Genomic DNA, 25,181 nt, shown 5'->3' with positions numbered 1-25,181 from the left:
TTAAGTTTTATTAAATTTACGGTTAAAATAATTTTAAGGTTGCTACGTTTGCTTTACGGTTTATAACCCAAAATATCACTGTAAGGTGCAAAAATAGTATAAATTAACTAATGAGTAAGGTAAAATATTATTACGATTCTGAATCGCTTTCCTATAGAAAAATTGAGCGTAAAAAAGGTAGAACCTTAAAATATGTCTTTACATTTTTACTTGCTGCTGCTCTTTTTGGATTTTTGTTTGTATTCATTGCCAGTCGTTATGTAGAATCGCCTCGTGAGCGTGCCTTGGCAAGAGAGTTGCAACATATGGAATTGCAATACCAGCTTCTCAACAAAAAAATGGACCAGGCACAACAAGTACTTGCCAATGTGGAAGAGCGCGATAACGCTATTTATAGATTATATTTTGAGGCCAACCCTATTCCTGAAGAACAACGCAAGGCTGGTTTTGGTGGTATCAATCGTTATAAGGATTTGGAAGGTTTTGACAATTCAAAACTGATTATTGAAACCAATAAACGTATGGACGTCTTGATGAAGCAGATTGTAGTGCAATCGCGTTCACTTGACGAAATTGCGGTCTTGGCCGAAAACAAAGAAAAATTCTTGGCAAGCATTCCTGCCATTCAACCTGTGAACAATGAAGATATGACTCGTATGGCATCTGGTTTTGGATATCGAACCGATCCGTTCACGAAAGTCAGAAAGTTTCATTTCGGTATGGATTTTACTGCACCTCGTGGCACTCCTATTTATGCCTCTGGTGATGGTGTGGTGACCAGAGCAGATAATACGGCCACTGGTTATGGAAATCATATTCGTATTGACCACGGTTATGGCTACGTGTCGCTTTATGCACACTTATATAAGTATAATGTTCGCGTCAATCAGAAAGTAAAACGTGGTGACCTTATAGGATTTGTGGGCAGTACAGGACGATCGGAAGCGCCTCATCTTCATTATGAAATCTTCAAGGATGATGAGCGCATCAACCCTATCAACTTCTATTACGGTAACCTATCTGCAGAAGAATATGGAAGATTGCTGGAGCGTGCATCACTTGAAAACCAATCATTAGACTAGTATATGCATATAGATCTTCCGGAGAAACGTTATTATGGTATTGGTGAAGTCGCCAAGGCATTCAACGTGAATACCTCGCTGATTCGTTTTTGGGAAAAGGAATTTGATGTACTAAAGCCCAAAAAGAACGCCAAAGGCAATCGCAAATTCACTCCAGAAGATATCACTAACCTCAAGTTTATTTATCATTTGGTAAAAGAGCGTGGCTTTACTTTGGAAGGAGCTAAAACCCATCTGAAGGAAGAAAAGCAGCAATCTCTTGATACTTTTGAAATTATCAGTAAATTAGAGGACATCAAAGCACAGCTTTTGAAAATTAAGGAACAGTTGTAACATTTTTACAAGTCTGTCAACTAATAAACGTAATCAAACACTAACACTAACACTAACACTAACACACAAAACTCATCTATTATGAAAAAATGGTTAATTCCTGTCATCATCCTTGCCGTTATCGCCATTGGGTTATACTCTTGGGGTAAAGGATTCAACAACACTGCGGTAGAACTTAAAGAAAGTGCCACCAAAGAATGGGGCAATGTAGAGAGCAGTTATCAACGTCGTAACGACCTCATCGGCAACTTGGTCAAAACCGTACAAGGTGCTGCCGACTTTGAACGTACTACCTTAAGAGAAGTGATTGAGGCGAGAGCCAAAGCTACTTCTACAAACATTGATGCCAGCAACTTGACCGAAGAAAATATGGCACAGTTCCAAGCAGCGCAAACAGGCTTAACAGGTGCTTTAAATAAACTCTTGGTATCGGTAGAACGCTATCCGGATATTAAAGCCAACCAGAACTTTTTGGAGCTACAGTCGCAATTAGAAGGCACAGAGAACCGTATCAACGTGGCCAGAGACCGTTTTAACGAAAAGGTGGAGCCATACAACAAGCATATCAAAACCTTTCCTAATACATTATTGGCAGGATTGTTCAACTTTGACCCGATGAGTTACTACAAAGCAGATCCAGGAAGTGAAAATGCTCCAGACGTTGATTTCGAATTCAAGTAAAACGAAATGTCCAAGATAGAAGACTTTTTAACCGCTGACGAAGAGCAGCAGATTATTGCCGCCATTCGCACTGCGGAAAAAAACACCTCGGGCGAGATACGTGTTCATATCGAAAAAACATCGAACATTGATGTGTATGAGCGCGCTCTTGAAGTGTTTCATATGCTGAAAATGGATAACACCAAACAACAAAACGGTGTGCTCATTTATGTGGCAGTGGAAGACCGCAACTTTGTGATTTTTGGCGATGAAGGCATCAACAATGTGGTGGACGATGATTTTTGGGAAAGCACCAAAAACATTATGCAAGGGCACTTTAAACGTGGGCATTTTAAACAAGGTCTTGTTGATGGTATCTTGAAGGCTGGCAAAGAGTTGGAAACCTATTTTCCGTGGGATGCTGGCGATAAAAACGAACTACCAGACGATATTTCTAAAGGATAACAACCAGTGAACAGTATTCAGTATTCAGTAGGCAGTAACAGTAAAGAACTAGTAAAAAGAGGCGTTTTTCAACGCTTTCTTTTTATGGCAGTGCTGCTGGTGGGCTGCGTACAGCTTGGGTTTTCGCAGTTTAAGATCCCGGAGAAGCCCAGCAAGACATCAGATCAAACGAGTGTGTATGACTATTACCATTTGCTGTCTGACACCGAAAAAAATACGCTGGAGCAAAAGCTGATTAAGTATTCTGATACCACCTCTACGCAAATCGTGATTGCCATCATTGGCTCTACTCAAGGTGAAAACATCAATTACCTTGGTGCACAGTGGGGCGAAAAATGGGGCATCGGGCAAGCTGATAAGGACAATGGTATCTTGATTCTTTTGGCGCGCGATGACCGACGCATTGCCATCAATACGGGTTATGGTACCGAACATTTGCTGACCGATGCGATGAGCAAACGCATCATTGAGCGCGACATCATCCCCTACTTTAAGCAAAACGACTATTATGGCGGACTCAACCGTGGGGCTGATGCCATCTTTGAGGTGATGATGGGCGAATATCAAGGCACTCGCCAAAACGATATGCCTGCTGGTATCCCTATTGGGCTTGTGTTCTTACTCTTTATCATTTTTATCTTTATCGTTATTGCCATTTCGAAAGGCAGCAAAGGCGGTGGCCGCAATGGTGGTCGTGGCTCTGGTGGTGGTATGAGTGTTTTGGATGCCATTATCTTGAGCAACCTGGGCCGTGGCGGTTTTGGTGGCAGCTCGGGCGGCTTTGGAGGCAGCTCTGGTGGCGGCTTTGGCGGTGGCGGCGGCTTCGGAGGTGGTTTTGGCGGCGGTGGCTTTGGTGGCGGCGGCGCTTCTGGGGGGTGGTAGTTTTACTGGACCGTCGGGTGGTGAAAAAGTGAGCAGTTGGCAGTGGCAGTTGGCAGTGGTTTTGGGTTGTTATTGTATTTTGTTTTGAATTTGGTAATTGCGGAAGGCTATTCTGACTCCGCACTTTACTTTTTTAACTACGCACTTAGCTATTCCGACTCTGCACTTGCTAATTCTGATTCCGCAGTTCACTTTTCTGACTCCGCACTTGACTTTTTTGACTCCGCACTTGCTAATTCTGACTCCGCACTTACTAATTCTAACTCCGCACTTGCGTATTCTGACTCCGCAGTTGCTAATTCTGACTCCGCAGTTGACTTTTTTAACTCCGCACTTGACTTTTTTAACTCCGCACTTGACTTTTCTGACTCCGCAGTTGACTTTTTTAACTCCGCACTTGACTTTTTTAACTCCGCACTTCACTTTTCTGACTTCGCACTTGGCTTTTTTAACTCCGCACTTACCAATTCCGACTCCGCAGTTGACATTTCTGACTCCGCAGTTGACTTTTTTAACTCCGCACTTCACTTTTCTAACTCCGCACTTGACTTTTTTAACTCCGCAGTTGACTTTTCTAACTCCGCACTTACCAATTCTGACTCCGCACTTACTAATTCTGACTCCGCAGTTACCAATTCCGACTCCGCACTTGACTTTTCTGACTCCGCAGTTGACTATTCTGACTCCGCAGTTAACTTTTCTAACTCCGCACTTACTAATTCTGACTCCGCACTTACTAATTCTAACTCCGCAGTTGACTTTTTTAACTCCGCACTTAGCTATTCTGACTCCGCAGTTACCAATTCTGACTCCTCATTCTTTAGAACATTATTAATCCCATGTCATTTTTTGAAGTCGGATGGCATTTAAAATGGCAAGAAAGGCGACGCCCACATCGGCAAACACGGCTTCCCACATTGTGGCAAGTCCTCCGGCGCCAAGAATCAGCACAATCACTTTCACCCCAAACGCTAGAATGATGTTTTGCCATACAATGCTTCTGGTGGAACGCCCTATGTGGATGGCCTTCACAACTTTTGAAGGTTGGTCCGTTTGTATGATGACATCTGCTGTTTCTATGGCGACATCACTACCCAATCCACCCATGGCAATTCCTACATGACTGGCTGCCAATACAGGCGCATCATTGATACCATCACCAATAAAGGCAATCTTATGTTCTGGGTTTTTCTTTAGAGCTTCAACTTCTTTCAATTTATCTTCTGGCAAGAGACCTCCCTTTGCTGTTTCGATCTTTAAATCTTTGGCGACCTGCTGCGTAATGGAGTCTTTATCGCCCGAAAGCATCATCACACGTTTGATTCCCACCTTATGTAAACTCGCTATGGTGTGCTTGGCATCTTCCTTCAATTCATCAGCAATCACCACATAGCCTGCAAACTTCTGGTCAATGGCGACCATCACTATAGATTCTACAATGGTATCGGTTTCTGTAGGAACCTCAATGCCATTCGATGTCATCAATGCTTTGTTACCCACCAGCACAGTTTTACCATTAACGACGCCCTTCAAACCTTTGCCCGCCACTTCCGAAACATCGGTTGCTTTTATCGTACTTGTCTCGGTCTGATACTGCATGATTGCCTTGGCAATGGGATGTGTAGATTGCTCTTCCATAGCCATGAGATAGGCCATAAAGTTTTGTTCATCCCAATCGAAAGTCTTGATGTTCTTTATCTTGAACACCCCTTTGGTGACCGTTCCGGTTTTGTCCATCACCAAGGTATTCACTTTCGTGATGGCATCGAGAAAAGAGGCCCCCTTAAAGAGAATGCCATGTTTTGAAGCAGCTCCAAGTCCACCAAAATAACCAAGTGGAATCGAAATGACCAGCGCACAGGGACACGAAATCACCAAGAAAATCAAGGCGCGGTACAACCAGTCTCTAAACACGTAGTTGTCTACAAACAGATACGGCAGCAACATGACGCCAATGGCAAGAAAGACCACAATAGGCGTGTAAATCCTTGCAAACTTTCTGATGAACAGTTCGGTTTTTGATTTGCGGGCAGTGGCATTCTGTACCAAATGCAATATCCTGGCAATGGAACTGTCTTCAAATTCGTTGGTGACCTTCACCTCAATGACACTGTCCAAATTGATACTTCCAGCATAGACTTTGGCATCCTTGCTCACGGTGTCGGGTTTGCTCTCTCCTGTAAGCGCTGCCGTATTCAAAGAGGCTTTTTCCGAAAGCAAGGTGCCATCCAAGGGAATTTTTTCACCAACGCGTATTTGGATGGTCTCTCCTATCTTCACCGTTTCTGGGCTTACACTCTGATAGTCGCCATCGCGGAGCACATTGGCTTCTTTGGGCCTTACATCCAATAAGGCTTTGATGTTGCCTTTGGCTTTATTGACCGCTGCATTTTGAAAGAGTTCGCCCACCGCATAAAACAGCATCACTGCCACCCCTTCTGGATATTCGCCAATGGCAAAAGCACCCATGGTAGCGATGGACATCAAAAAGAACTCCGTAAACACATCGCCTTTGGTGATGCTTTCCCAACCTTCCTTAAGCACCGGAAACCCCACGGGCAGATAGGCAATGCTGTACCAAATGAGCCTAACCGGATCTTTAAAAAACGACAGCTCCATGGTATCAAAGGCAATGCCCAATAGCAGCATCACAAAGCTGATCATGGCAGGGATGTAGGTCTTGAAACTAGATGGTGAGCCCCCATGATCGTGCCCATCGTCATGGCTGTGCCCTGAATGGTCGTTGGGTTTTAAGTCTTTGAGTGGGAGTTTCTTTTTTTTCATGCTACTGTTGAGGTGCTAGTATGCAAGAAAGTTATAGAAAAAGAATCACATTGCCTTAACTCGGGTATTTTTTGACTGTAATGCCAACTTTGTTGGTAAATGGTTTTGATGCCGATTATGTGAATATTTTGGGTGCTGATGGAGGTGCCCTTGTTGATATTAAACTTTTTTATTCGCCTATTTTATTTTGTTAGTGAAGCTTATGATGTGCTGTGCAGTTCTTGATGCAAAAAACGAAACAACTCTTTACGTTCATTTTTTGCTGGTCCAAAAAACGAACCAAAAAAGACCTTTCCAATCGAGAGGTATTTTTACTCTTCGAGTAAAACCAGAAGTTCAAAGCTAAATCTTCTCCAAGGCTTCAAAGATTTTTAACGCTTTGAACTTCTTATACTGCCGATTGGACTTTGCCGCCTTTGGCGGCATGAGGTTTGACGTACGTTGTTTTGCTATTTTATGCCGAGAATTTTATTGAAGGTTTTTACCTCGCATTGATAGAAGCGTCTGAATTTTTGCTTTAGGGTTTTTAGGGTATTGCGCATTGTTGTTGTGTTTTGCTTATATCTATTGGACGTGGGGATTGGGGGTTTGTTACAAAATTATTTGAAAGCTTGCGGCTAGATGTGTGGTGCGGGATTATGATAAAGTTGGTCACGGATTGCATATCCGCGATATCGGGGTCGATAAGAACGTATAACAACAAAAGACCACATTTGAGCCTTAATTATAAAACACCTAATTTTGTACATAATGAAAAACTGTCAACCTATTCTAGGACGACTCATTATTACTTAAAATTATAAAAATGGCAATACCTTGGGCACAGTTGATACCGCACGCAATTTCTTTGGCCGAAACGGCAGGACGTATACTTTCCTCAAACAAAAAACAGAAGGAAAAAACCGAAATAGATCCCAGCCTTGATCCTGCAAGTTTATTGAGACGGATAGAAGTTCTTGAAAAGAACGAATTGAAGCAAGCTGAACTTATCCAGCAAATGGCGCAACAGAATATTTCACTCATCCAAAAAGCGGAAAGCAATTATCGGATGGCGCTTGCGGGTATTTGCATGGGGGCGTTTTCAATTGTATTATCAGTAGTTGTTATTTTTCTAATTTTAAAGTAAAACTCATAAATCACAAATTCCAAATTCCAAATTCGTCTCCGGCGTTTGCGTGGCCACCCTAAGCTCTTTTGAAATAGACATATTTCAGACTTTTGTTCCATCTTTTTATCACGCTCTTTGCGTGTTTTTCGAATGGAAAGTTATCTAAAAGTTTTTCTCTATTCATAATTGTGCAAAACGTTGGTGTTGCTTCGAAGCCGATAGATATTGAAGAGTGAGGATTTTAGGGAAGAGTTGTGAATCTTAAATTGATATTGCGAAGTCGGGAGACTTCCCAGAGCGGGGTATTGCACATCTACGCTATCTGGTTATAAATAGGCGCTATCAGATGTGGCTGTGTGGACACGCGATGCAATCGCGCGCTAGCGGGGGGATTAATACAAGCAGTTTAGGCCCTCGTTTCAAACGAGTGATAGCAGGGTAAGTAATAGTGAAAAATTACATAAGTAATTGAACTACATCGTACTTTACTCTTGTTCGCCTTTTAATTTATTGATAACCTGATGGGCTGTGGGCATACTTTTTAGGACACTTGCAACACGTTTGTGCAACTCTTCAAAGCTTGACTCATAAGCTAATACTTTGGAAGCATATTCAATGGGGTATAAGGATAATTTTGCGCCTTCATTGTCATATTTTAATGTCATTGTTCTTAAGGGAAATTCTGGTTCAGAATCATTATATAGTTTGAACCCGTAATTTTTGATCATAAAATCATTAAAGCTCAATGCAAGGAACATCAAGGCGTGAGTATCTTCAAGGTTAAACGCTTTACAGTATAGAGAGAAACCAAAACCGTCGTCTACTGTTTGGTCTAGATTTATTGGGTGATTGATGGGCTCTTTTACTTTTCTTGTAATTTTATTGTCAATGAAATAGCTTTCAATCATTTTCAATGCACCATCTAACATATCACTGTCTATTTTCTCTTCTTTATAGCGTTTATTGAAATACTCTATTGTAGCTATGCCATCAAAGGACGTTCTATCATGGTTATCATTCGCCTTTTGAGGCTCTTCTTTTTTTCCTGAAAATAGTTTTTTGAAAAAGTTCATGTATTTGGTTTTTAATTACTGACAGCGCATTTGTTTAATGAAAATGAACTATGCCTTAAGGCACGACATAATTGATTGAAATAGGTGCGGTGGTTGTTTCGTTGACATTAAATGTTTGAGATTTGACCTCATTATTTCCTATGGTTATTTTCAGTTGGACTGTATAAGAAAAAGTAGCACCGACAGGTACGTTGGTCATATCGAGAAAGTTTATTTGCAGTGTTTTTCCTGAAGTGATGGAAACATCTGAATACACTTTTGTAAATGGAAATGTAGGGTTTGTCGCAGTATCGGATGAAGAATCTATAAGGGTGACAATCTGTGAATCTCTGTTCTGTGAAACAATGGCTTCAAATTTTACAGTGGAATTGCTGTTACCTCCAGAATCGTCATCTGAAGAACAAGATACCATTATAAAGCTTAAGAAAAGGACAGGGATTAAGAGTAGCTTTTTCATTTTTAGTATGTTTTTAATTAATTCAATTTGAGATTTATACAAACAGACACGTGATTGCTAATGTAGTGATTTAATTTATTGATGGGATTATTTGTATGGTTGATGTTGAAGAAACCGCCTCATCTTCTGTTTCTTTGCTGAAACAGAAGACACTCCTCCTTGTTAGGAGGAGAGTTTTTGGGGTTTGATTTGTCATGTCGACGTTAGGAGACATCACATGATGATCGATTCTTCGTGCTCACTGTTATGTGACCCTTTCTTGCGTCAGGGTGACAAAGAAATCCCCACTTTTGTGGGGATGTAAAAAATCCCCACAAAAGTGGGGATTGTCATCAGAGAGTTATCTCTTTTAGTTTTTAATACTTCATTTGAAATCCACTCAAATGTTGTACTGTTAACGTTTGGCAATTTGCATGGTGGTGCTAGTGCCATCTTGAAAATGCGCTCTAAACACATAGGTACCAGAAGCAAGATAGGCAGTATCTAAAGCGGCATTGAGTGCATTGACTGGTTGCACAGTTAAGTTCTGACCAAGTATGTTATAGATATCTACTTGCGCAATCATTTTCTGCGAATTGATATTCAAAACATCTCTTACAGGATTGGGGTGGTAACTGAAAGCTCCCAATGCTGACTCTTCAATGCTTAACGGGAAGGCAACACTATAGGTACCGATAAGGGTGGCAGTAGCGAGGTCATCTACGGTATCTGCCGGGAAATAAATATTGCCACTTGCTGGAGCAGTCAAAAATGCCGTATACTCCGCAGCAGAAAGTGTCCATGTGCCCTGTCCGGTAAATGCCAATTGCCCTGCTGTGAATGGCGAGGTGGCATCATTGGTATAGCTCCAAATGTTTAGCCCTGGGTCAGTGCCGCCAGTGCCACCACGATAGAGGTCTGGAGAATTATCTGAAGAGGTACTTGCAGTAGTGAGGTTACCAGATACAAGCACTTCTGCCAAGGTTTGTGTACCGGCATTGGCAAAAAAGTTCTCTAAATAAAAACCTGTAGTATCATTACCCGCGGCTGACGCAGCGGCTGTGCCAGTTGTGGCCGTAACCGTTACCCGGTTTTGGGTCGACAGATCTACAATCAGTAATTCTTGAGAATAACCAATAGTTACTGTTAAAAAGACTAAAAAGAGTAGTTTTACTTTCATACAAAAATCGTTTAATTGGGTTAATAAAATACTGGCATGTAGTGGTTTACACAAATCTAATGTAGATTATTTGCCTGATTCTTGCAAGTGTTATTTTATACGACGGGTAGTTGCAAATGAAAAATTACATAATTTGAATTAATGCATACCAAAAATCAATATTATGATAGTTCCGGCAGGGAAAAATTATGAATGTGTCATTGAAGGATTAGTCATCCATCGTTTTTGAAACTAATTGTAAAATCTGTAGAAAATGAGTGCTCGATTGTAAACTGAAATTTGAAGATTTTTGAAAGTCTACAGGTGCAATTATTGAATCTGGAAAAAATTCATTGACCTGTTAATCATTTCCATTTTTAAAACAAACAGCCCTACAGCAGTAGTAAAACTAAAAATGATTTACTTTCATAGAGTGAATGAAGATGCATCTATCAGTATTTTAAGGTGAAGTATCATCCAAAGAATGGCTTCCTTCTTATTTTAAATTTTAATGTGCATATCATAATTTGCAGCCGTTTGAATCACCTTTTGTATCATCTCGGGCGCTACTGATCTTTGCTGGGCATCAGATTCATCTACAGGAATACCAGTGGTCTCAAAAAAATCTCTAAAACCCTTTGGGCTATGAATGTTCACCCATTTGCAAGGCTGGTTGGAAATGTTTGAAAAGGTATGAAGTGTATTTGGCAATACCTCAACCGATTCTCCAGCTTTATAGATTTTAGTTTCGCCATTTACCATAAATTCCATCTCGCCTTCAACGATCAAAAACACCTCTTTGTAGGAGTGATGCAAATGAGGCGGTGGGCCTGGAACATTGGGTGGAGTTTCCGCCATCATTAAATCATAATCTCCTGTGGTGTCAAAGGGAGTCACTTTATGTCCGAGTACCCATTTGGTTGTAGTTGTTTTCATTTATAAGATTTTTATCTCATAAAAGTATCATGATTTTTTGAGAATTACAAATTTTATAAGATATTTGTCTTATGAAAAATGAATATCTACGAAAAGGGAGAACCAAACAAAAGATAGAAACAAGGGAAAGTATTTTGATAGCTGCACAAGACTTAATTAACCAAGGTGACAAATTTACACTTGAAGATGTTGCTACAAAGTCTGGTATGTCTAGAGCCACTGTATATCGCTATTATTCCAACGTTGAGACGTTGATTGCAGAAGCCGGGTTGAACATTAAGACTAGAAGTCCAGAATCTATATATGAAGAATTCAATCATTTTGATCTAGAGGATCAACTTATGGGTGTTCAGCACTATTACAATAGGCTTGCCCTTGATTATGAAAATGCCTTTAGACACTATTTGAGTACCACTTTATCTTCTGGGAATCAGCAAGGCAAAAGAGGCGCAAGACGTAATAAAACGCTGCAAATGGTTTTAACCAATACCCTCCTACCCAAAAAAGAACAGAAGAAACTACAAAATTTATTGACGGTACTTATGGGCATTGAACCCATCATAGTTACCAAAGATGTCTGTGGATTAGACAATGAGCAATCTCAAGCGCTTTTAAAATGGGGTATGCAGCTTATACTTAAAGGTTTGACTTTTGAAGATAGTTATAGAAAGTAAACCGACAGGATTTTAAATAATTCTATTGCAGAGAAAATCGACTATTTTTAGCAAGTTAGTTATTGAGAGATTCAAATTTGATTTTTGATAGATAAAGCAATACATTTACGTTCTCAATTATAATAATTCTCATAGAATGTCTGATACGGTTTTAGAATTAAAAAATGTCTCCATTTTTCAAGGCGATAGCATGGTGTTGAGCGATGTCAACTTTGAAATGAAAAAGGGTGATTTTGTCTATCTTATTGGTAAAACCGGAAGCGGAAAAAGTAGTTTTATGAAAACGCTTTATGGCGATCTCGAACTTACCGAAGGTGAAGGTCATATCGTAGATTTTGATTTACGTACACTAAAGGAAAAAGACATTCCATTTTTAAGACGAAAGTTGGGAATTGTATTTCAGGATTTTAAATTGCTACCGGACAGAACCGTCAACAGCAACCTTGAGTTTGTATTGAAAGCCACTGGCTGGAGCGACAAAAACAAGATACAGGAGCGCATTGAGAAAGTGCTAGATAAGGTTGCAATGAAGACCAAAGGTTTTAAATTTCCGCATGAACTTTCGGGTGGAGAACAGCAACGTATTGCCATAGCCAGAGCCTTGCTGAATGATCCAGAATTGATTCTCGCCGATGAGCCTACGGGAAATCTAGACCCTCAAACAAGTATTGAAGTGATGGAAGTGTTGCAGGAAATCAACAAAAATGGCAATACCATTCTAATGGCTACTCATGATTATGCATTGTTACTTCGCTATCCCAGCAAAACATTGAAGTGTGATGAAAACAAAGTTTTTGAGGTGGTGCAGCGGAAAGCATCGGCTCAAAACTAAAAATTTCCTCTAAAAACCAAGCCATTTTAGAAATCTCTCAAAAGCGCTTAACTCTACAACTGAACTTGTACTGTTGGTTTCAAATTCAATAATGTATGCACCAAAATTGGAAAGGGTTTTTTCTGCTTTGTCGTTATGCAAAGGTTTAACGAACTTTACATTATCCATAGCTACCTTGATTTTTTTATCCTCTCCCAAAACGCCAGAAGCGAGCACTTCTGTTCTATTTTCTACATCATAAATACGATACGAGCTGCCTTTTAAAATATGATACTTGCTGAAATCAACCATCACCTCTTTTCCTTCTTTATCAAAAAGCGCAAGGTTAAAACTATTAGGTTGCTGTGAGCGTTCTTTGAGAATTAACACAGGTTGTAGATCAAACTCACTGTGTTTATTCCATTTGCTTTTATTATCAAGATCAAAGGTCTTATTCCAATCTTGAAGTTTGTAATTTTTGTCATTATTAACTCTAAACGGCGTTGCTTTTTTTGAGTAATAATGGTTATTGTCCATCTTCCAATTTTTGGTGTATTGCATTTCATTGGCATTTAGAAACACATAACCACCATAGATTTTGTTTCCCGTAAAGGTCATTGAATTGACATGCAATAATCGCAGGGCATTATTGCGCCCTAAAATGAAATTGTCTTTAACCATAATATCTTCCACTGGCGAATTATCCACATAACCTAGTGTTAATGAAGGTCCATCCCCATTTACCTGATTGGCCAAATAATCTGTATTATGGTACAATACATTGTTTAAGACTTGAATGTTTTTAGCCCTGTTCGTTCCATTTCTATCATCAGTAGCTATAATGATATTATCATAATAATTTCCTGTAGGCAAGCCGCTGTTAAAAATGATATTATCTTGAAGGATGATATTTTTTACGAAATCAAAAGTTGCATTTCGTCCAGCCGACCATACTTCTACGGCCTTGTAATAATTACCGAAAATGATATTGTTTCTAATAATTCTGGTTTTATCACTTGCATTTTGCACGTACATTCCTTCTCCTCTGCCCTTTCCATCTTTAGCAACATAACCGTTGTGATAAATAAAGCAATTCTCTATAATAGTGCCGCCAGTTTGCTTCCAAGAACCAATACCAAGACCAGGATTGTTATGGATGACAAGATTATAAAATCTACAATCTTCTCCCGAAGTATGATTGATACCTCCACCCACCTTGAAGTTTATATCCTTTTCATCTCTGGAAAACGAGCCCAACCATGTGATTTCAAAATCCCGAAAAATGACTTGACCACCTCTTACGTTCAGTACAGCAGGATTTGTGGACTCTGCATTTCCATTAAGCGTAACCTTTTGTTGCTGGTAAGGTGCCACTGTTATAAATTTTCCTTCCTTAGTGCTTTTGATGGTGCTTAAAAATCGTCCGTTATAGATACCTCCATGAAGCCAAATGGTATCATCTCCATTGATGACCTCCGGTTTTTGGCTTAATGCTGTTTGTAAGTCCCATGGATTTTGAAGCGTTCCATTACCTGAGGGTTTTCCATTTGTAGTGACATGAAATTCGTTTTGTGCAAACGACCAAACGCTCAAGAGTCCAAAGAAAATATGAAGTAAATGTTGTTTCATTTTAGAGACTATTCAATTAATGTGCCATGATGGATGATTTGCGAATATGTTATATCTTCAAAATCTAAATTATTAATTAGATTTGGATAAATTTAATATAATTAATGGCTTATTTACTGAAAAGGTTATCAGAGGGAAGAATATGGCGCAAGTTATACAGAGAACGTTTTTCTGAACCAATACATCTTAATGTTATTTCATTTTTCGTATTTCTTTTTGGATCTTTTCGAAAAAAAGTTGACTATGACCTAGTGTTGCGGCCACAACAAGCCTTTGCGATATTATCTGCGGCAGATCGTGCTAAAGAACAAGGGTTTAGCCGAGTTTCCATCCTAGAGTTTGGTGTCGCCAATGGGGCAGGTCTGATGAACATGATTGAAATTGCCAATAAAGTAACCAAAGCCACTGGAGTTGAGATTGACATTTATGGTTTTGATACTGGTGAAGGTATGCCGGAGCCGGTGGACTATAGAGATCACCCAGAATACTATAATGTTGGGGATTTCCCGATGAACAAAGAATTACTAAAGCGTAGTATCGAAGGTAAAGCCAAGCTGATATTCGGAACTATTGATACCAGCCTTCCTAAATTTATAGAAAGCTTAAATGAGCAGGCTCCCATAGGTTTTGTATCAATAGATGTCGATTACTATAGTTCAACAACTCAAGTTTTAGATCTTTTTAAAACGAATGCTAAAAACTTCTTGCCTTTGACATATGTGTATTTTGATGACATTTTTATGCCTCATCACAATAAGAAGTGTGGGGAATTACTCGCTATTGATGAGTTTAATAATGAGATGAAATATCGAGAATTAAGTCACCATACATTCTTTATCAATGAACGATTGTTTAAAAATGCCCATTGGATTAAGCAATTATATTATCTTCATGTTTTAGACCATCCTCATCGATTTGAAACAATTCGTGACAGAAAAGCATATGTGTTAGACAATCCGTATTTGGATTTTGAAGGCAACAAAAAGCAGTTCGATTAATCCTTCTTCTTGTATATATGAGGGTTTTTTCGAATTCCTTTTTTAAAAATCCTTCTCACGAACATGCGAAAGCTTGCATCGATATCCAGAATAATATTGGTTAGAGTATCTTCAGGCCTACCTCTAAATTTAGTAACATGAAAACGATCTGTATTTTTTAAAGGCTCGTCACTAAAATAATAATTTGAAATACAGCATCTGCTCCTATCTATTTTCACTTCATTAACTGAGTGCCATGACCTATCGTGAGTTGCCATTATAACTAAACGATTAAATTTACTCTCGATAACTAGTGGTTCCGTTTTCGGACCGTTAGGCCATAATTCTAAATGACCACCATTACTATTCTCCCAATCTGGAGTGACATAATATAAAAGGTTTAAAACACGCCACCTCTCCCTCTCTGCATCATGAGAATTGTCTAAATGTGGATGTAAAAAATTATTCTTTGCCATTAATGACAAGCCACCAGCATATAAAGATTTATCTGCATAAAGCTTATCTATGCCACAAATAGACCCAATTAACTTAACAATCCTCTCATCTTGAAATGCATAAATAACTTGTTCCAAAAGAGGGTCGTGCGAATCCATTTGTGCAGAAACGTATTTATACTCACGAAGACTTTTAAGACACCTCATCTTTGATTGAGAAGGAAATACTTCATGGCATTTTAATGCTAGATCTTCGGGAAGCAAGTTGTCAATGTATAAATAGCCTATTTGGGGTTCAGATTTCTTATATGTTTTCCTTAATTCCTCTGTCTTCAACAAAATAGAATCATAAATATACTGGGCAATCATTTTTGTGGTCAAGTTCTCCATGCTATTATTTATTTATAATTTCGTTGAGAATATTTACAAGTTTTTCTGCTTGATTTAAAGGCAAATACTCTTTTAAAACCTTATCTCTCTCTTGGCTGTAGTTGAAGTCCTGACCAAAAGCTTGATGAATTTTATGTGCTAATTCTTCTTGTGTATTTGCAATTTCACACAGAGCCCGTATGGCATCATCATCAACTATATTGTCATTTATGACGCAAAATCTTCCGTTATATAATGCATAGAAAACCTTCAATTTAGTGCCAGTTGGTTGATTAGAATATAATACATTAACATGAGCATTACTTATTAAATTGAGTAAATCTTCTTCATTGTTCCCAAGCTCTTCAAAACTTATATTTTTATGATTTTGAATTACCTTCTGTAATACGCTTGGCAATTGAGAGCTTGCTATTACAAACTTATAAGGTAGATTGGCAAAAACCGAAATCAAAGTTTTAGCGGACGAAATATTATCTTCGGTAGTCAGGTCACCATGGTATAATGCATAGTCTCCTTTTCCTTCAAGTCTCAAAATCTCTTGGTTACCATGAAAAACAGGCAGATAATACGTATCAGTATCATAATAATTTGAAAAATAGTTGTATTCCTTCTTTGACAGCGCTAGAATCGCATTTACAGAATGCAACAATTTCTCATAATGTTTGAATTTATATCCTTCAACTTTATATAACCATTTCTTGAATATATTACTTGCGCTTTGTGATAAGCCATAATAATAAAGATGTTCGATATTATGAGCCCTCACAATCAATTTGTTCAGAGGTTTATTACTTAATAGTACTTCCGTGCTCTGCAAACCTTCAAAAATGATTGGCGCATCTACTTGTCGTAAATTGTTATAAATTTGGTCGGACACGCGAGAAGTTACTCTATAAGGTTTTTTAGACAGAAAGTTAATGATCGATTTATTCCTTTTGTATGTGTAAACCTTTTTACAGTAGGTTTGAAGCTTTGAGATATCAAAGCGATCGTGAGTATATATATGTAGATAAATTTCTATATTTAATTTAGAGAGATATTTTATTTTGTAATAAACATCTATAATTCCACCGTAATTTGGAGGATATGGGTTCTCGAAAGAAACAATTTGCAACTTTTGTAGCTTCATCAAAACAAAGTTAGCACAATTAAGAATAAATGAACATCTAATAGCAAATTAAGAATGACATTTTTTTCTGTAGTCATACCACTTTATAACAAAGAAAAACATATCAAAAATACACTTGAAAGTGTATTGAATCAAACATTTCATGATTATGAGGTTATTGTAATTAATGATGGCTCTACTGATGAAAGCGGAACCAAAGCTAGACAGGTATTGGATAACAGAATTAAAATAGTTGACATTCAGAACAAAGGCGTGTCAAATGCAAGAAATTTTGGAACTGCACTAGCTAAAGGAAGGTTCATTGCATTCCTAGATGCAGATGATGAATGGAAACCAAATCATCTTGAAAATTTAAAGAATATTTATGATCAATATCCTGATTGCGGTTTATATGCAGCAGCTTATGAGCACAGATCAAAAGGTTACATTATTCCATCCATATTCAATAAAATTCCTACTACAAAAGGTTGGTTAGGTAAAGTGGATGATTTTTTTGAATCAAGTACCATTAATTGTATTGCATCTGCTTCTTCAGCAATGATTCCGAAGGACATTTTTGATCGTATGAAAGGATTTGACACACTATACAATTCAGGTGAGGATATCGACTTATGGATTCGTATTGCGCTAAATTATGATGTTTCTTTCAATAGTGAAGTAAGTGTAATCATCGAAATGGATGCTGACAATCAGGTTTCAAAATCTAGTGTAAACGAGAGAAATCATTTGAATTTTGATAAGTTTAAAAATGAAGAGATCAACAATAGAAGCTTAAAAAAGTATCTTGATTTGAATCGGTTTGCCATGGCAATTCAGCATCGCCTTGAAGGAAACAGGAAACAATTTCGAGATTTAAGAGACAGTATCGATAAGCAGAATCTAAATGTTAAGCAACAGTTGTTATTAAAGATGTCGCCATTAATTTTAAACCGTTTGCTAAAATTGAAAAAGACTCTTCGATCAAAAGGATTTGAATTAAGTTCGTTTCGTTGACTTAAACGTCCTGAAGTTGCGGATGTAATCTTCTTCGTCATATACTTCCGAGGCCAATACTAAGCAGACAGCACCTGAAGAAAAATTCTCAAGCTCTCTCCAAATTCCTGTGGGAATCAACAAACCTTGGTCAGGTCTGTTCAACATAACTCTTTCTACATGTTTTCCATCTTTCAAAACTACCTCAAAACTACCACTCAATGCAATTAAAAACTGCACCAACTTTTTATGTGAATGGCCACCTCGATAAGCACCACTTGGCACATCGTACAAATAGTATACACGCTTTACATCAAAAGGCACACAATCCTTTTCAATGACAGATAGATTGCCACGACGGTCTTCGATTTTGGGAATGTCAACCAATTTTATGTCTTGAAGCGTTGTTTGCATAAATCTAATTTGCCTTTAGTTTTTTATAAGTTTTAATTCCGTTGAGTCCTACTTTCCATTTGGTGCTAATTTCTGAAAACCCGATATACTTGTTTCTTAAAAGAAAAAGCAAATATTTAACTAACCAAAAATAGGCTATTTGCTTGTAAAATTTATAATTTAATGCACTCCTGGCAAATACAAATCGATCAGAATTTATTTCATCACTTGATGTAAATGGTTTGTGAATCACTATAAATTCTGATACGAAATATAGATTGAGGTCTGTATGGTCCTGCAATTGTTTTAAAAAGATATAGTTCTCACTATCTTGAAACATAGCACCAAGCCCGAATTGTTCGTCATACCGAATTTTGCTGTTCTTGATGGCATCTTTCTTGAAGGAGATTTCAATAGAAAGCACATACTCACTGAAAGCCCCTAAACTTTTAGATTTCTTCGGATACTTATAAAATGGTTTGTTCTCTGTGGTTAGAGTTTTAAAAGTAATGACATCAGCTTGTGGTTGATTATCATAACTTTCCAAAATGATTTTTTCAAAATCCTTCAAATAAATAGCATCATCATCTGCCAATAAACAAATATCTCCAATGGCATTATCAATAGCCAAATTTCGACTCTTGCTCAAACCCCTTTCAAACGAATTTATCACTCGAATATGAGACTGGTCAGATTTTAAAATGCAGTCATCAGTGGTCTGATTGACAATTAGAATGGAATGCTTGGAGAGATCATTATTTTGGAACATGACATCAAGAAAATCCAAAGAGCTTCTGTTGAGCGTTGCAATAAGGATTTCTAACCTAGGTTCTGGTTTTGTCATAATGTGAGACCAAACAATTATATTTGAAGAACAAATGTATAAAATTACGCATGAAAATACTTTTGGTTGGCGAGTTTAGTAGACTTCACAATTCTTTAAAAGAAGGTTTAATCGCTTTGGGACATGATGTTTTTTTGGTAGGTTCTGGCGACCAATTCAAAAACTTTCCTGTTGATGCCAATATAGATAGTATTGTTTTAAATAAAGGACTTCCATTTCTTATCAGAAAAGTTATTTTCAGATTCACAAAAAAAGATATTGCCCATTTTGAAATTGCTCATCGTTTCAAAAAAATCTTACACAAATTGAAGGATTATGATGTGGTGCAATTGATTAATGAGGATGCTTTGACAATTCATCCTAAAAAGCAAATAGAACTACTTCAACAACTTAAAAACCAAAACAAGAGCATGTTTTTACTGTGTTGTGGTGATGATTATACAACAGTTTCATACGCAAACGAGAAAAAATATAGGTATTCCTATCTCACGCCATACTTTGAAGGAAAGGTATCTAAAAAGACATTCAATTATTCATTAAAATATCTCACAAAACCATATGTACAGCTTCATAACTTTCTAAAGAAACACATTAAGGGCGCTATTGCGACAGACATGGATTATCACCTTCCTATGCTTGGGAAAGATAATTACCTTGGACTGATTCCCAATCCTGTGAATGTGGATGCATTAAAGTACTCTGAAATTATGCTTGGAGATAAAATTATCATCTTCCATGGTGTCAACAAACATAACTATTACAAAAAAGGGAATGATATTTTTGACGAAGCTTTGGAAATCATCAAGCAAAAATTTGATGACAAAGTTGACATCATCAAAACTGAAAGTTTACCTTATGATGATTACATAAAGATTTATGATTCTTGCCATATATTATTGGATCAGGTGTACGCTTACGATCAAGGCTATAACGCACTTGAAGCCATGGCCAAGGGCAAGGTGGTATTTACAGGTGCCGAAAAAGAATGGTTGGACTATTATGGCTTGAAAGAAGACACGGTTGCCATCAATGCTTTGCCTAATGCTAAAAAAATTGCTGACAAATTGGAATGGCTGATTCTCAATCCTGAAAAAATCACAGAAATTTCAAAAAACGCTAGAGCTTTTATTGAACAGGAGCATCATTATGTGAGGATTGCTGAAAGATATATCGACACTTGGACTGAAAACCGCTAAACTTATGTGTTGCTTCCCAATTTTCCGAATAAAGATTTTCTAAAAATTAAGAGCATCAATATCAGATAGAACACATAATCTACAAAATGTGCGATGGTAGCGCCTTCAACACCATATAAATTTATAAAGTAGATACTCGCAAAATATAACACAGCAATTGATGCTGCTTCAGACAAAATATAATACCAAAACATGTTCTTGGCTAAAAACTGATAGGCAATGACAATGGAAAACACCTTGATAAAATCACCCAACAATTGCCAGAAAAACAAGCTTTCGGTTGCCGCAAATTCTTCTGTCAGCACCAAACGAATGATAAACGTTCTCAAAAAGTAAATTGCAATCAAACCTAAACCAAAAATGGGCATGACAGTTTTGTAGAAGCCAAATACTTCCTTCCTGAATTCAGACTTACTATTAATTTCAGAAAATCTTGGTAGTAAATACAGTGTAAGCAAAGTACTGATGAACATCATGTAATAACCAGAAATACGACGCATTGCTTCCCAAAGTCCTGCCTCATGCACTGTATTACTGTCGATAATGTAATTTCTAATAGCCACAGTTACTAATGGAAGTAGTAAAGCTGTAAATAACGCCATGACAGAATAAGAACCTAGCTTTTTAAGCGTACCAATATTCACGAATTTCCATCGGATGAATTGAAGTAGTTGTTTTTGATTATAAACTGCAAAAAGCGTCACGAAAAAAATGAGCGATTCAGCGGTGGCAACTGCTATTAAAGCACCTTTCAATTGATATTGCCAAATGAAAAAGAGCGTAATAATCATTACCGTGACTTGCGCAATAATATTGATATACAATAACTTTTTGAATTGCGACAAACCATTGATAACTGCCATGAGAAAAATATTCAGAGCGTAAAAAGGAAGCGCTGCAGCTAGTATTTTGATAGCGTACGAATAATTACCTGATGGAAATAATAAGCGATTCAGACGCTCGGCGTCCAAATAACAATAGAAAGACACGATAATTGTTGCCAGCAAGCCAACGTAAAAAACGGTGGAAATAGTTTTAGAAAGTTCGACGGTTTTGTTTTTAAATTCCGAAACGTATTTTACAATACCGTTGGAAAACCCTAGAGTTGAAAACGATTGTGCAGAACTCAAAAAATCTCGAAAGTTTCCAATGAGCGCCATTCCTTCTGTTCCGATAAAAATAGCAATAGCTTTTGACGTCAAAAAACCAGCGACGATTCTGATGACGATTGCAACTGAATTTAACGAAGCAATCTTTATAAGGATATTGGATTTGATATGATTAATGAAACTTTTCAAAGACGTTTTTAGTTATTGCAAGTCTAAAGATATCATTTTTACTCTTGCGGTTCTTCCTCTTGTATAACTCCAAATAAAGAACTGCCAAACAGCAAAAGAACGACACCATAAAACAACAGATAGCTTACAAAATGACCCATTACAGCACCTTTTACACCATAAACATCAATAAGATATACACTTGCCAAATACATCATACAGACCAAAAAGATTTCAATAATAATGAAATGCCAAAACATTCTCTTTGCAATAAATTGATACGCAATCACCACAGAAATAACTTTGACAAAATCTCCTAGAAGCTGCCAAAAAAACAGGTTTTCCGTAGGCTGAAATTCATCAGAAAAAATAATCGGAACAATGAACGAACGTAAAAAATAAATTATCACGAGACCAGCAGCAAAATAAGGAACAACGGTTTTATAGAAATTAAAAATTTCTTTCCTGAACTCTGACTTTCTTTCAAGTTCACTAAAACGTGGTAAGAAATATAAGGTCATTGTGGACATGATAAACATCAAATAATAGTCAGAAATTCGATTCATTGCTTCCCAATAACCAGCTTCTTTAATGCCAACAACTTCTATAATATGGTTTCTTATGACAATAGACGCCAAAGGCACTGCTATTGCTGAAACCAATGCCATTATAGCAAAGGGTCCGAACTTTTTAAGTATTTCCAAATTGACGTTGGAAATCTGTATCGAAGATACTAAACTTCTTTGGTTCATAATCGCAACCAATGTCATCAAGACTAATAAAGATGGTGTGAGGACTGCCGCCACCAAAGCACCATCGATGTTACTTTGATAAATCAATACTAGAGTTATACCCAAACCAAGTAGTTGACCAATGATATTGATGACCAATAGCATTTTGTATTTAGAAAAGCCATTCATAATGGCAAAACAGAACATGTTGAGCGAGTAAAAAGGCAAAGCGACGGCCATTACTCTAATGACATAAGCATAACTGTAATTATCAGAAAAGAGAAAATCATTGATGAAATCTGAATTATAATAACTCACAAAAGCCACCAAAACGGTAGAAACATACCCAAGATAAAATGCCGTGGAAATGGTTTTGCTCAATTCCAAAACGTTCTCCTTAAACTCGGCAATGTACTTGACCAATCCATTATAAAACCCCAAAATGGCCGAAGCCTGAACTGCGCTTAAAAAGTTTCTTAGATTTCCTATCAAAGCCATCCCTTCCACACCTATGAATATTGCTATGGCTTTAGATGTCAGAATTCCAGCAACTATACGTGTCAAAACAGTGGCCTTGTTCAAGTGCGCCACATTAAACAACACATTGGTGTTTATATATTTCTGAAATTTCCCCAATTAGTATCTGTTTAAAACGTTTATCACAGTAGTGACTTCATCATCTGTCATAACTGGGCTCATTGGAATACTGACTACTGTTTGATGAATCTCTTCTGTGATTTGAAAAGATAAGTCGTTGAACATGGGCAACGCTTTTTGGTGATGAGGAGGTATTGGATAATGAATCAACCATCCAATGCCGTTGGTATCCAAATAAGTGATAAATGCATTTCTATCTTCCACCCTCACGACAAACGCGTGAAACACATGATTTTTAGAGCCCTTATAATACGGCAATCGAATTTTTTCATTATCTACTTCTGAACTATATCGTTTTGCATTTTCTTGACGCTTTTCGTTATCATCATCCAATGAATTCAATTTGATATTCAAAAATGCAGCTTGCAATTCGTCCAAACGACTATTGATACCAATTCTATCATTTACATATTTTGTAGAACTGCCATAGTTTCGCAATGATTTTATGATATCAGCTAAAGATTTATCATTGGTAGTGGCGGCACCTCCATCTCCGAGACAACCTAAATTCTTGCTAGGATAAAAACTAAATGCGGCAGCATGACCTAAATTTCCAGCTTTTTTTCCGTTTAAAGCTACTGCTCCATGCGCTTGAGCGGCATCCTCAATAATCAACAAATCATGTTCGACGGCCAATTTATTAATAACGTCCATATCTGCCAACTGTCCATAAAGATGAACAACCAAAACCGCTTTGGTTTGTGGATTTATGTGCTTTTTAATTTCCGTCGGATTGATATTGAAGGTATCCTTGCTTGGCTCTACCAGTACAGGTTTTAGTCCTGCTTGAATAATCGATAAAATACTCGCAATGTAAGTATTGGCTGGTACAAGCACCTCATCATTGGGCTGTAATTTGCCCAATTCCATATACGCTTTAAAAATCAACACCAGGGCATCCAATCCATTAGCAGTTCCAACGCAAAAATTGGTTCCGCAATAATTAGCAAAATTCGTTTCAAAAGTTGTCAGTTCATTTCCCAAAATGTAATGTCCAGAATCCAGAAACCTCTTGAAGGCTTCTTGAAATTCCGCTTCAAAACGCACATTGACTTTATGTAGGTCGAGGAACTTTATCATTTGAACACATCATTTAATAAATGAGAATTTTTGGTTTCTATAATATAAAAATCATGAACAATTGGTGAGGTTCCAAAGGATTCTTTCCAAGAGAGAAGTCCAGAGTTGATGTTTTTGCCCTTGTTTTCATTTGAAATTCCAAAATCAAAAAAATGCTTTTCCTTATAAATATTTTCAATCAACTCATGAAACAATAAATCCAAAGCTCCTATCTTTTGACCTTTCTTATTGGCAGAAATATATTGAGCATGAGCAACAAATTCCGTTTCAAAAATGGTGACACCTGCCACTATTGAAGATTCTTCATAAACGTTGTACTGCTTGATGTTTTTTGTGAATTTAGATTGAAGTAGATTGATTTCCTCTAAACTATGAACAGGCTCGACACCAAATGACGATTGCAAATTTGGAGCCAGCACCTCATCCCAAAAATCATCAAAGCTAAACGATTCTTTTACTGTCAATCCATTTTTAAGGGCGCGTTGTAAACCTCTTTTCCTGTTAGAAGAACTTACCTTTCTCCTTTTACTAAAATCAATTACTTGAGTAATATCTCTTCGAGAATTATTGGCATTTAAGATAAAAAGTAAATAATCCATCTCATCAGACGGATAAGAATTGTAAAACTTTGGTAACAGCTTTAAATGCAATGATTTTATTTCAGAATCATTCAGAAATTTTAATAATTGCTTAAAACCCTCGGAAACATCTTGTAATCTCGTTTCTTCATTAAGTGCCAAACCTCCATAACTCAAGCCTTGATGAGAGTGCACTTCATTTCCTACCAGATTGGCAGGCAAAACAGCCATTAATTTTTCACCCTTGAAAACCAATAAAGAAAAATCTTCAAAACGATCTTGATGATATTCCATAAAATCTCTGTTGAACAGAAATGTGGCATTTTTGGAAGTAGCTATAAATCTATCCCACAAGAGTTTATGTTTTGGTTGATATTTTTCAATTGAAAAAGTATCCAAAGGCAGCTGAAGGTTTAGTACAAAAGGTTTGGTTATCTGACGTCCAAAATACAATATTTTTGTGTTTCAAG

The 25,181-nt window shown here is 37.4% G+C and carries 26 protein-coding genes; 12 read left to right on the top strand and 14 right to left on the bottom strand.

Annotation, left to right across the window (positions count from 1 at the left end):
• The first annotated feature begins 110 nt into the window (after positions 1 to 110).
• The 6 genes from M0G43_RS13150 (at position 111) to M0G43_RS13125 (ending at position 4,292) form a co-directional block, all read left to right on the top strand.
• Positions 111 to 1,082, top strand: a complete 972-nt coding sequence (locus tag M0G43_RS13150) for a M23 family metallopeptidase (RefSeq protein ID WP_248027084.1) — start codon at positions 111 to 113, stop codon at positions 1,080 to 1,082.
• A 3-nt stretch (positions 1,083 to 1,085) separates the two neighbouring features.
• Positions 1,086 to 1,415, top strand: a complete 330-nt coding sequence (locus M0G43_RS13145; RefSeq protein WP_248027082.1) for a MerR family transcriptional regulator — start codon at positions 1,086 to 1,088, stop codon at positions 1,413 to 1,415.
• A gap of 81 nt (positions 1,416 to 1,496) precedes the next feature.
• On the top strand, positions 1,497 to 2,096 hold the full coding sequence (locus M0G43_RS13140; RefSeq protein WP_248027081.1) for a LemA family protein: 600 nt from the start codon (positions 1,497 to 1,499) through the stop codon (positions 2,094 to 2,096).
• A gap of 6 nt (positions 2,097 to 2,102) precedes the next feature.
• A complete protein-coding gene (locus M0G43_RS13135; protein WP_248027079.1) occupies positions 2,103 to 2,540 on the top strand; it encodes a TPM domain-containing protein in 438 nt (145 codons plus the stop codon).
• 84 nt (positions 2,541 to 2,624) lie between these two features.
• On the top strand, positions 2,625 to 3,422 hold the full coding sequence (locus M0G43_RS13130; RefSeq protein ID WP_248027697.1) for a TPM domain-containing protein: 798 nt from the start codon (positions 2,625 to 2,627) through the stop codon (positions 3,420 to 3,422).
• Between the two features lie 36 nt (positions 3,423 to 3,458).
• Entirely contained in the window at positions 3,459 to 4,292 is an 834-nt protein-coding gene (locus M0G43_RS13125; RefSeq protein ID WP_248027076.1) for a hypothetical protein, read from the top strand.
• Here the strand turns inward: M0G43_RS13125 and M0G43_RS13120 are convergent.
• A complete protein-coding gene (locus tag M0G43_RS13120; protein WP_248027074.1) occupies positions 4,254 to 6,206 on the bottom strand; it encodes a heavy metal translocating P-type ATPase in 1,953 nt (650 codons plus the stop codon). The genes M0G43_RS13125 and M0G43_RS13120 overlap by 39 nt on opposite strands.
• 805 nt (positions 6,207 to 7,011) lie before the next feature.
• Between M0G43_RS13120 and M0G43_RS13115 the strand changes: the two genes are divergently transcribed.
• Positions 7,012 to 7,332 carry a hypothetical protein gene (locus M0G43_RS13115; protein WP_248027072.1) on the top strand — a complete coding sequence of 107 codons (321 nt, stop codon included), beginning with the start codon at positions 7,012 to 7,014 and terminating at the stop codon, positions 7,330 to 7,332.
• Positions 7,333 to 7,799: 467 nt separating this feature from the next.
• Here M0G43_RS13115 and M0G43_RS13110 read toward each other — a convergent pair whose 3' ends face one another.
• The 4 genes from M0G43_RS13110 to M0G43_RS13095 all read right to left on the bottom strand — a co-directional run bounded on the left by M0G43_RS13110 (position 7,800) and on the right by M0G43_RS13095 (position 10,918).
• Positions 7,800 to 8,387 carry a hypothetical protein gene (locus M0G43_RS13110; RefSeq protein ID WP_248027070.1) on the bottom strand — a complete coding sequence of 196 codons (588 nt, stop codon included), beginning with the start codon at positions 8,385 to 8,387 and terminating at the stop codon, positions 7,800 to 7,802.
• A gap of 55 nt (positions 8,388 to 8,442) precedes the next feature.
• Entirely contained in the window at positions 8,443 to 8,844 is a 402-nt protein-coding gene (locus M0G43_RS13105) for a hypothetical protein (RefSeq protein ID WP_248027068.1), read from the bottom strand.
• A 394-nt stretch (positions 8,845 to 9,238) separates the two neighbouring features.
• The gene (locus M0G43_RS13100) at positions 9,239 to 10,003 is read right to left on the bottom strand and encodes a T9SS type A sorting domain-containing protein (protein WP_248027066.1); all 765 of its coding nucleotides are present in this window, start codon (positions 10,001 to 10,003) and stop codon (positions 9,239 to 9,241) included.
• A gap of 480 nt (positions 10,004 to 10,483) precedes the next feature.
• Entirely contained in the window at positions 10,484 to 10,918 is a 435-nt protein-coding gene (locus M0G43_RS13095) for a cupin domain-containing protein (protein WP_248027064.1), read from the bottom strand.
• Between the two features lie 71 nt (positions 10,919 to 10,989).
• Between M0G43_RS13095 and M0G43_RS13090 the strand changes: the two genes are divergently transcribed.
• Positions 10,990 to 11,592 (top strand): TetR/AcrR family transcriptional regulator, encoded by a 603-nt coding sequence (locus M0G43_RS13090; protein WP_248027062.1) that lies wholly within the window; start codon positions 10,990 to 10,992, stop codon positions 11,590 to 11,592.
• Positions 11,593 to 11,728: 136 nt separating this feature from the next.
• On the top strand, positions 11,729 to 12,424 hold the full coding sequence (locus M0G43_RS13085; protein WP_248027060.1) for a cell division ATP-binding protein FtsE: 696 nt from the start codon (positions 11,729 to 11,731) through the stop codon (positions 12,422 to 12,424).
• A gap of 9 nt (positions 12,425 to 12,433) precedes the next feature.
• Here the strand turns inward: M0G43_RS13085 and M0G43_RS13080 are convergent, their stop codons facing one another.
• Complete coding sequence (locus M0G43_RS13080; RefSeq protein WP_248027058.1) at positions 12,434 to 14,032, bottom strand: right-handed parallel beta-helix repeat-containing protein; 1,599 nt, start codon at positions 14,030 to 14,032, stop codon at positions 12,434 to 12,436.
• Positions 14,033 to 14,136: 104 nt separating this feature from the next.
• Between M0G43_RS13080 and M0G43_RS13075 the strand changes: the two genes are divergently transcribed.
• Entirely contained in the window at positions 14,137 to 15,030 is an 894-nt protein-coding gene (locus M0G43_RS13075) for a hypothetical protein (RefSeq protein WP_248027057.1), read from the top strand.
• Here the strand turns inward: M0G43_RS13075 and M0G43_RS13070 are convergent.
• Both M0G43_RS13070 and M0G43_RS13065 read right to left on the bottom strand, forming a co-directional pair.
• On the bottom strand, positions 15,027 to 15,854 hold the full coding sequence (locus M0G43_RS13070) for a 2OG-Fe(II) oxygenase (RefSeq protein ID WP_248027055.1): 828 nt from the start codon (positions 15,852 to 15,854) through the stop codon (positions 15,027 to 15,029). The genes M0G43_RS13075 and M0G43_RS13070 overlap by 4 nt on opposite strands.
• Positions 15,855 to 15,858: 4 nt before the next feature.
• Positions 15,859 to 16,983: a hypothetical protein gene (locus M0G43_RS13065; RefSeq protein WP_248027053.1), complete on the bottom strand. Its 1,125-nt coding sequence runs from the start codon at positions 16,981 to 16,983 to the stop codon at positions 15,859 to 15,861.
• Between the two features lie 54 nt (positions 16,984 to 17,037).
• Here M0G43_RS13065 and M0G43_RS13060 point away from each other — a divergent pair, with 54 nt between their 5' ends.
• Complete coding sequence (locus M0G43_RS13060) at positions 17,038 to 17,976, top strand: glycosyltransferase family 2 protein (protein ID WP_248027051.1); 939 nt, start codon at positions 17,038 to 17,040, stop codon at positions 17,974 to 17,976.
• On the opposite strand, the gene M0G43_RS13055 is transcribed toward M0G43_RS13060, so the two are convergent.
• Both M0G43_RS13055 and M0G43_RS13050 read right to left on the bottom strand, forming a co-directional pair.
• A complete protein-coding gene (locus tag M0G43_RS13055; protein WP_248027048.1) occupies positions 17,959 to 18,369 on the bottom strand; it encodes a sugar 3,4-ketoisomerase in 411 nt (136 codons plus the stop codon). The two genes, M0G43_RS13060 and M0G43_RS13055, sit on opposite strands and share 18 nt — an antisense overlap.
• 4 nt (positions 18,370 to 18,373) lie before the next feature.
• Positions 18,374 to 19,192 carry a glycosyltransferase family A protein gene (locus tag M0G43_RS13050; RefSeq protein ID WP_248027046.1) on the bottom strand — a complete coding sequence of 273 codons (819 nt, stop codon included), beginning with the start codon at positions 19,190 to 19,192 and terminating at the stop codon, positions 18,374 to 18,376.
• Between the two features lie 50 nt (positions 19,193 to 19,242).
• Here M0G43_RS13050 and M0G43_RS13045 point away from each other — a divergent pair, with 50 nt between their 5' ends.
• Positions 19,243 to 20,388, top strand: a complete 1,146-nt coding sequence (locus M0G43_RS13045; protein WP_248027044.1) for a glycosyltransferase — start codon at positions 19,243 to 19,245, stop codon at positions 20,386 to 20,388.
• Between the two features lie 2 nt (positions 20,389 to 20,390).
• On the opposite strand, the gene M0G43_RS13040 is transcribed toward M0G43_RS13045, so the two are convergent.
• The 4 genes from M0G43_RS13040 to M0G43_RS13025 are packed head-to-tail and all read right to left on the bottom strand — an operon-like array spanning position 20,391 to position 25,110.
• A complete protein-coding gene (locus M0G43_RS13040; protein ID WP_248027043.1) occupies positions 20,391 to 21,686 on the bottom strand; it encodes an O-antigen translocase in 1,296 nt (431 codons plus the stop codon).
• A gap of 38 nt (positions 21,687 to 21,724) precedes the next feature.
• Entirely contained in the window at positions 21,725 to 23,032 is a 1,308-nt protein-coding gene (locus M0G43_RS13035; protein WP_248027040.1) for an O-antigen translocase, read from the bottom strand.
• Positions 23,033 to 24,133 (bottom strand): DegT/DnrJ/EryC1/StrS family aminotransferase, encoded by a 1,101-nt coding sequence (locus M0G43_RS13030; RefSeq protein ID WP_248027038.1) that lies wholly within the window; start codon positions 24,131 to 24,133, stop codon positions 23,033 to 23,035.
• Complete coding sequence (locus M0G43_RS13025) at positions 24,130 to 25,110, bottom strand: GNAT family N-acetyltransferase (RefSeq protein WP_248027037.1); 981 nt, start codon at positions 25,108 to 25,110, stop codon at positions 24,130 to 24,132. Before M0G43_RS13025 ends, M0G43_RS13030 begins: the two co-directional genes overlap by 4 nt.
• Positions 25,111 to 25,181 lie beyond the last annotated feature (71 nt).

Origin of the sequence: Subsaxibacter sp. CAU 1640, from assembly GCF_023156585.1 — a bacterium.
Classification (GTDB): Bacteria; Bacteroidota; Bacteroidia; order Flavobacteriales; family Flavobacteriaceae; genus JBPOFM01.
This window is presented reverse-complemented; position numbering and strand designations above follow the sequence as displayed.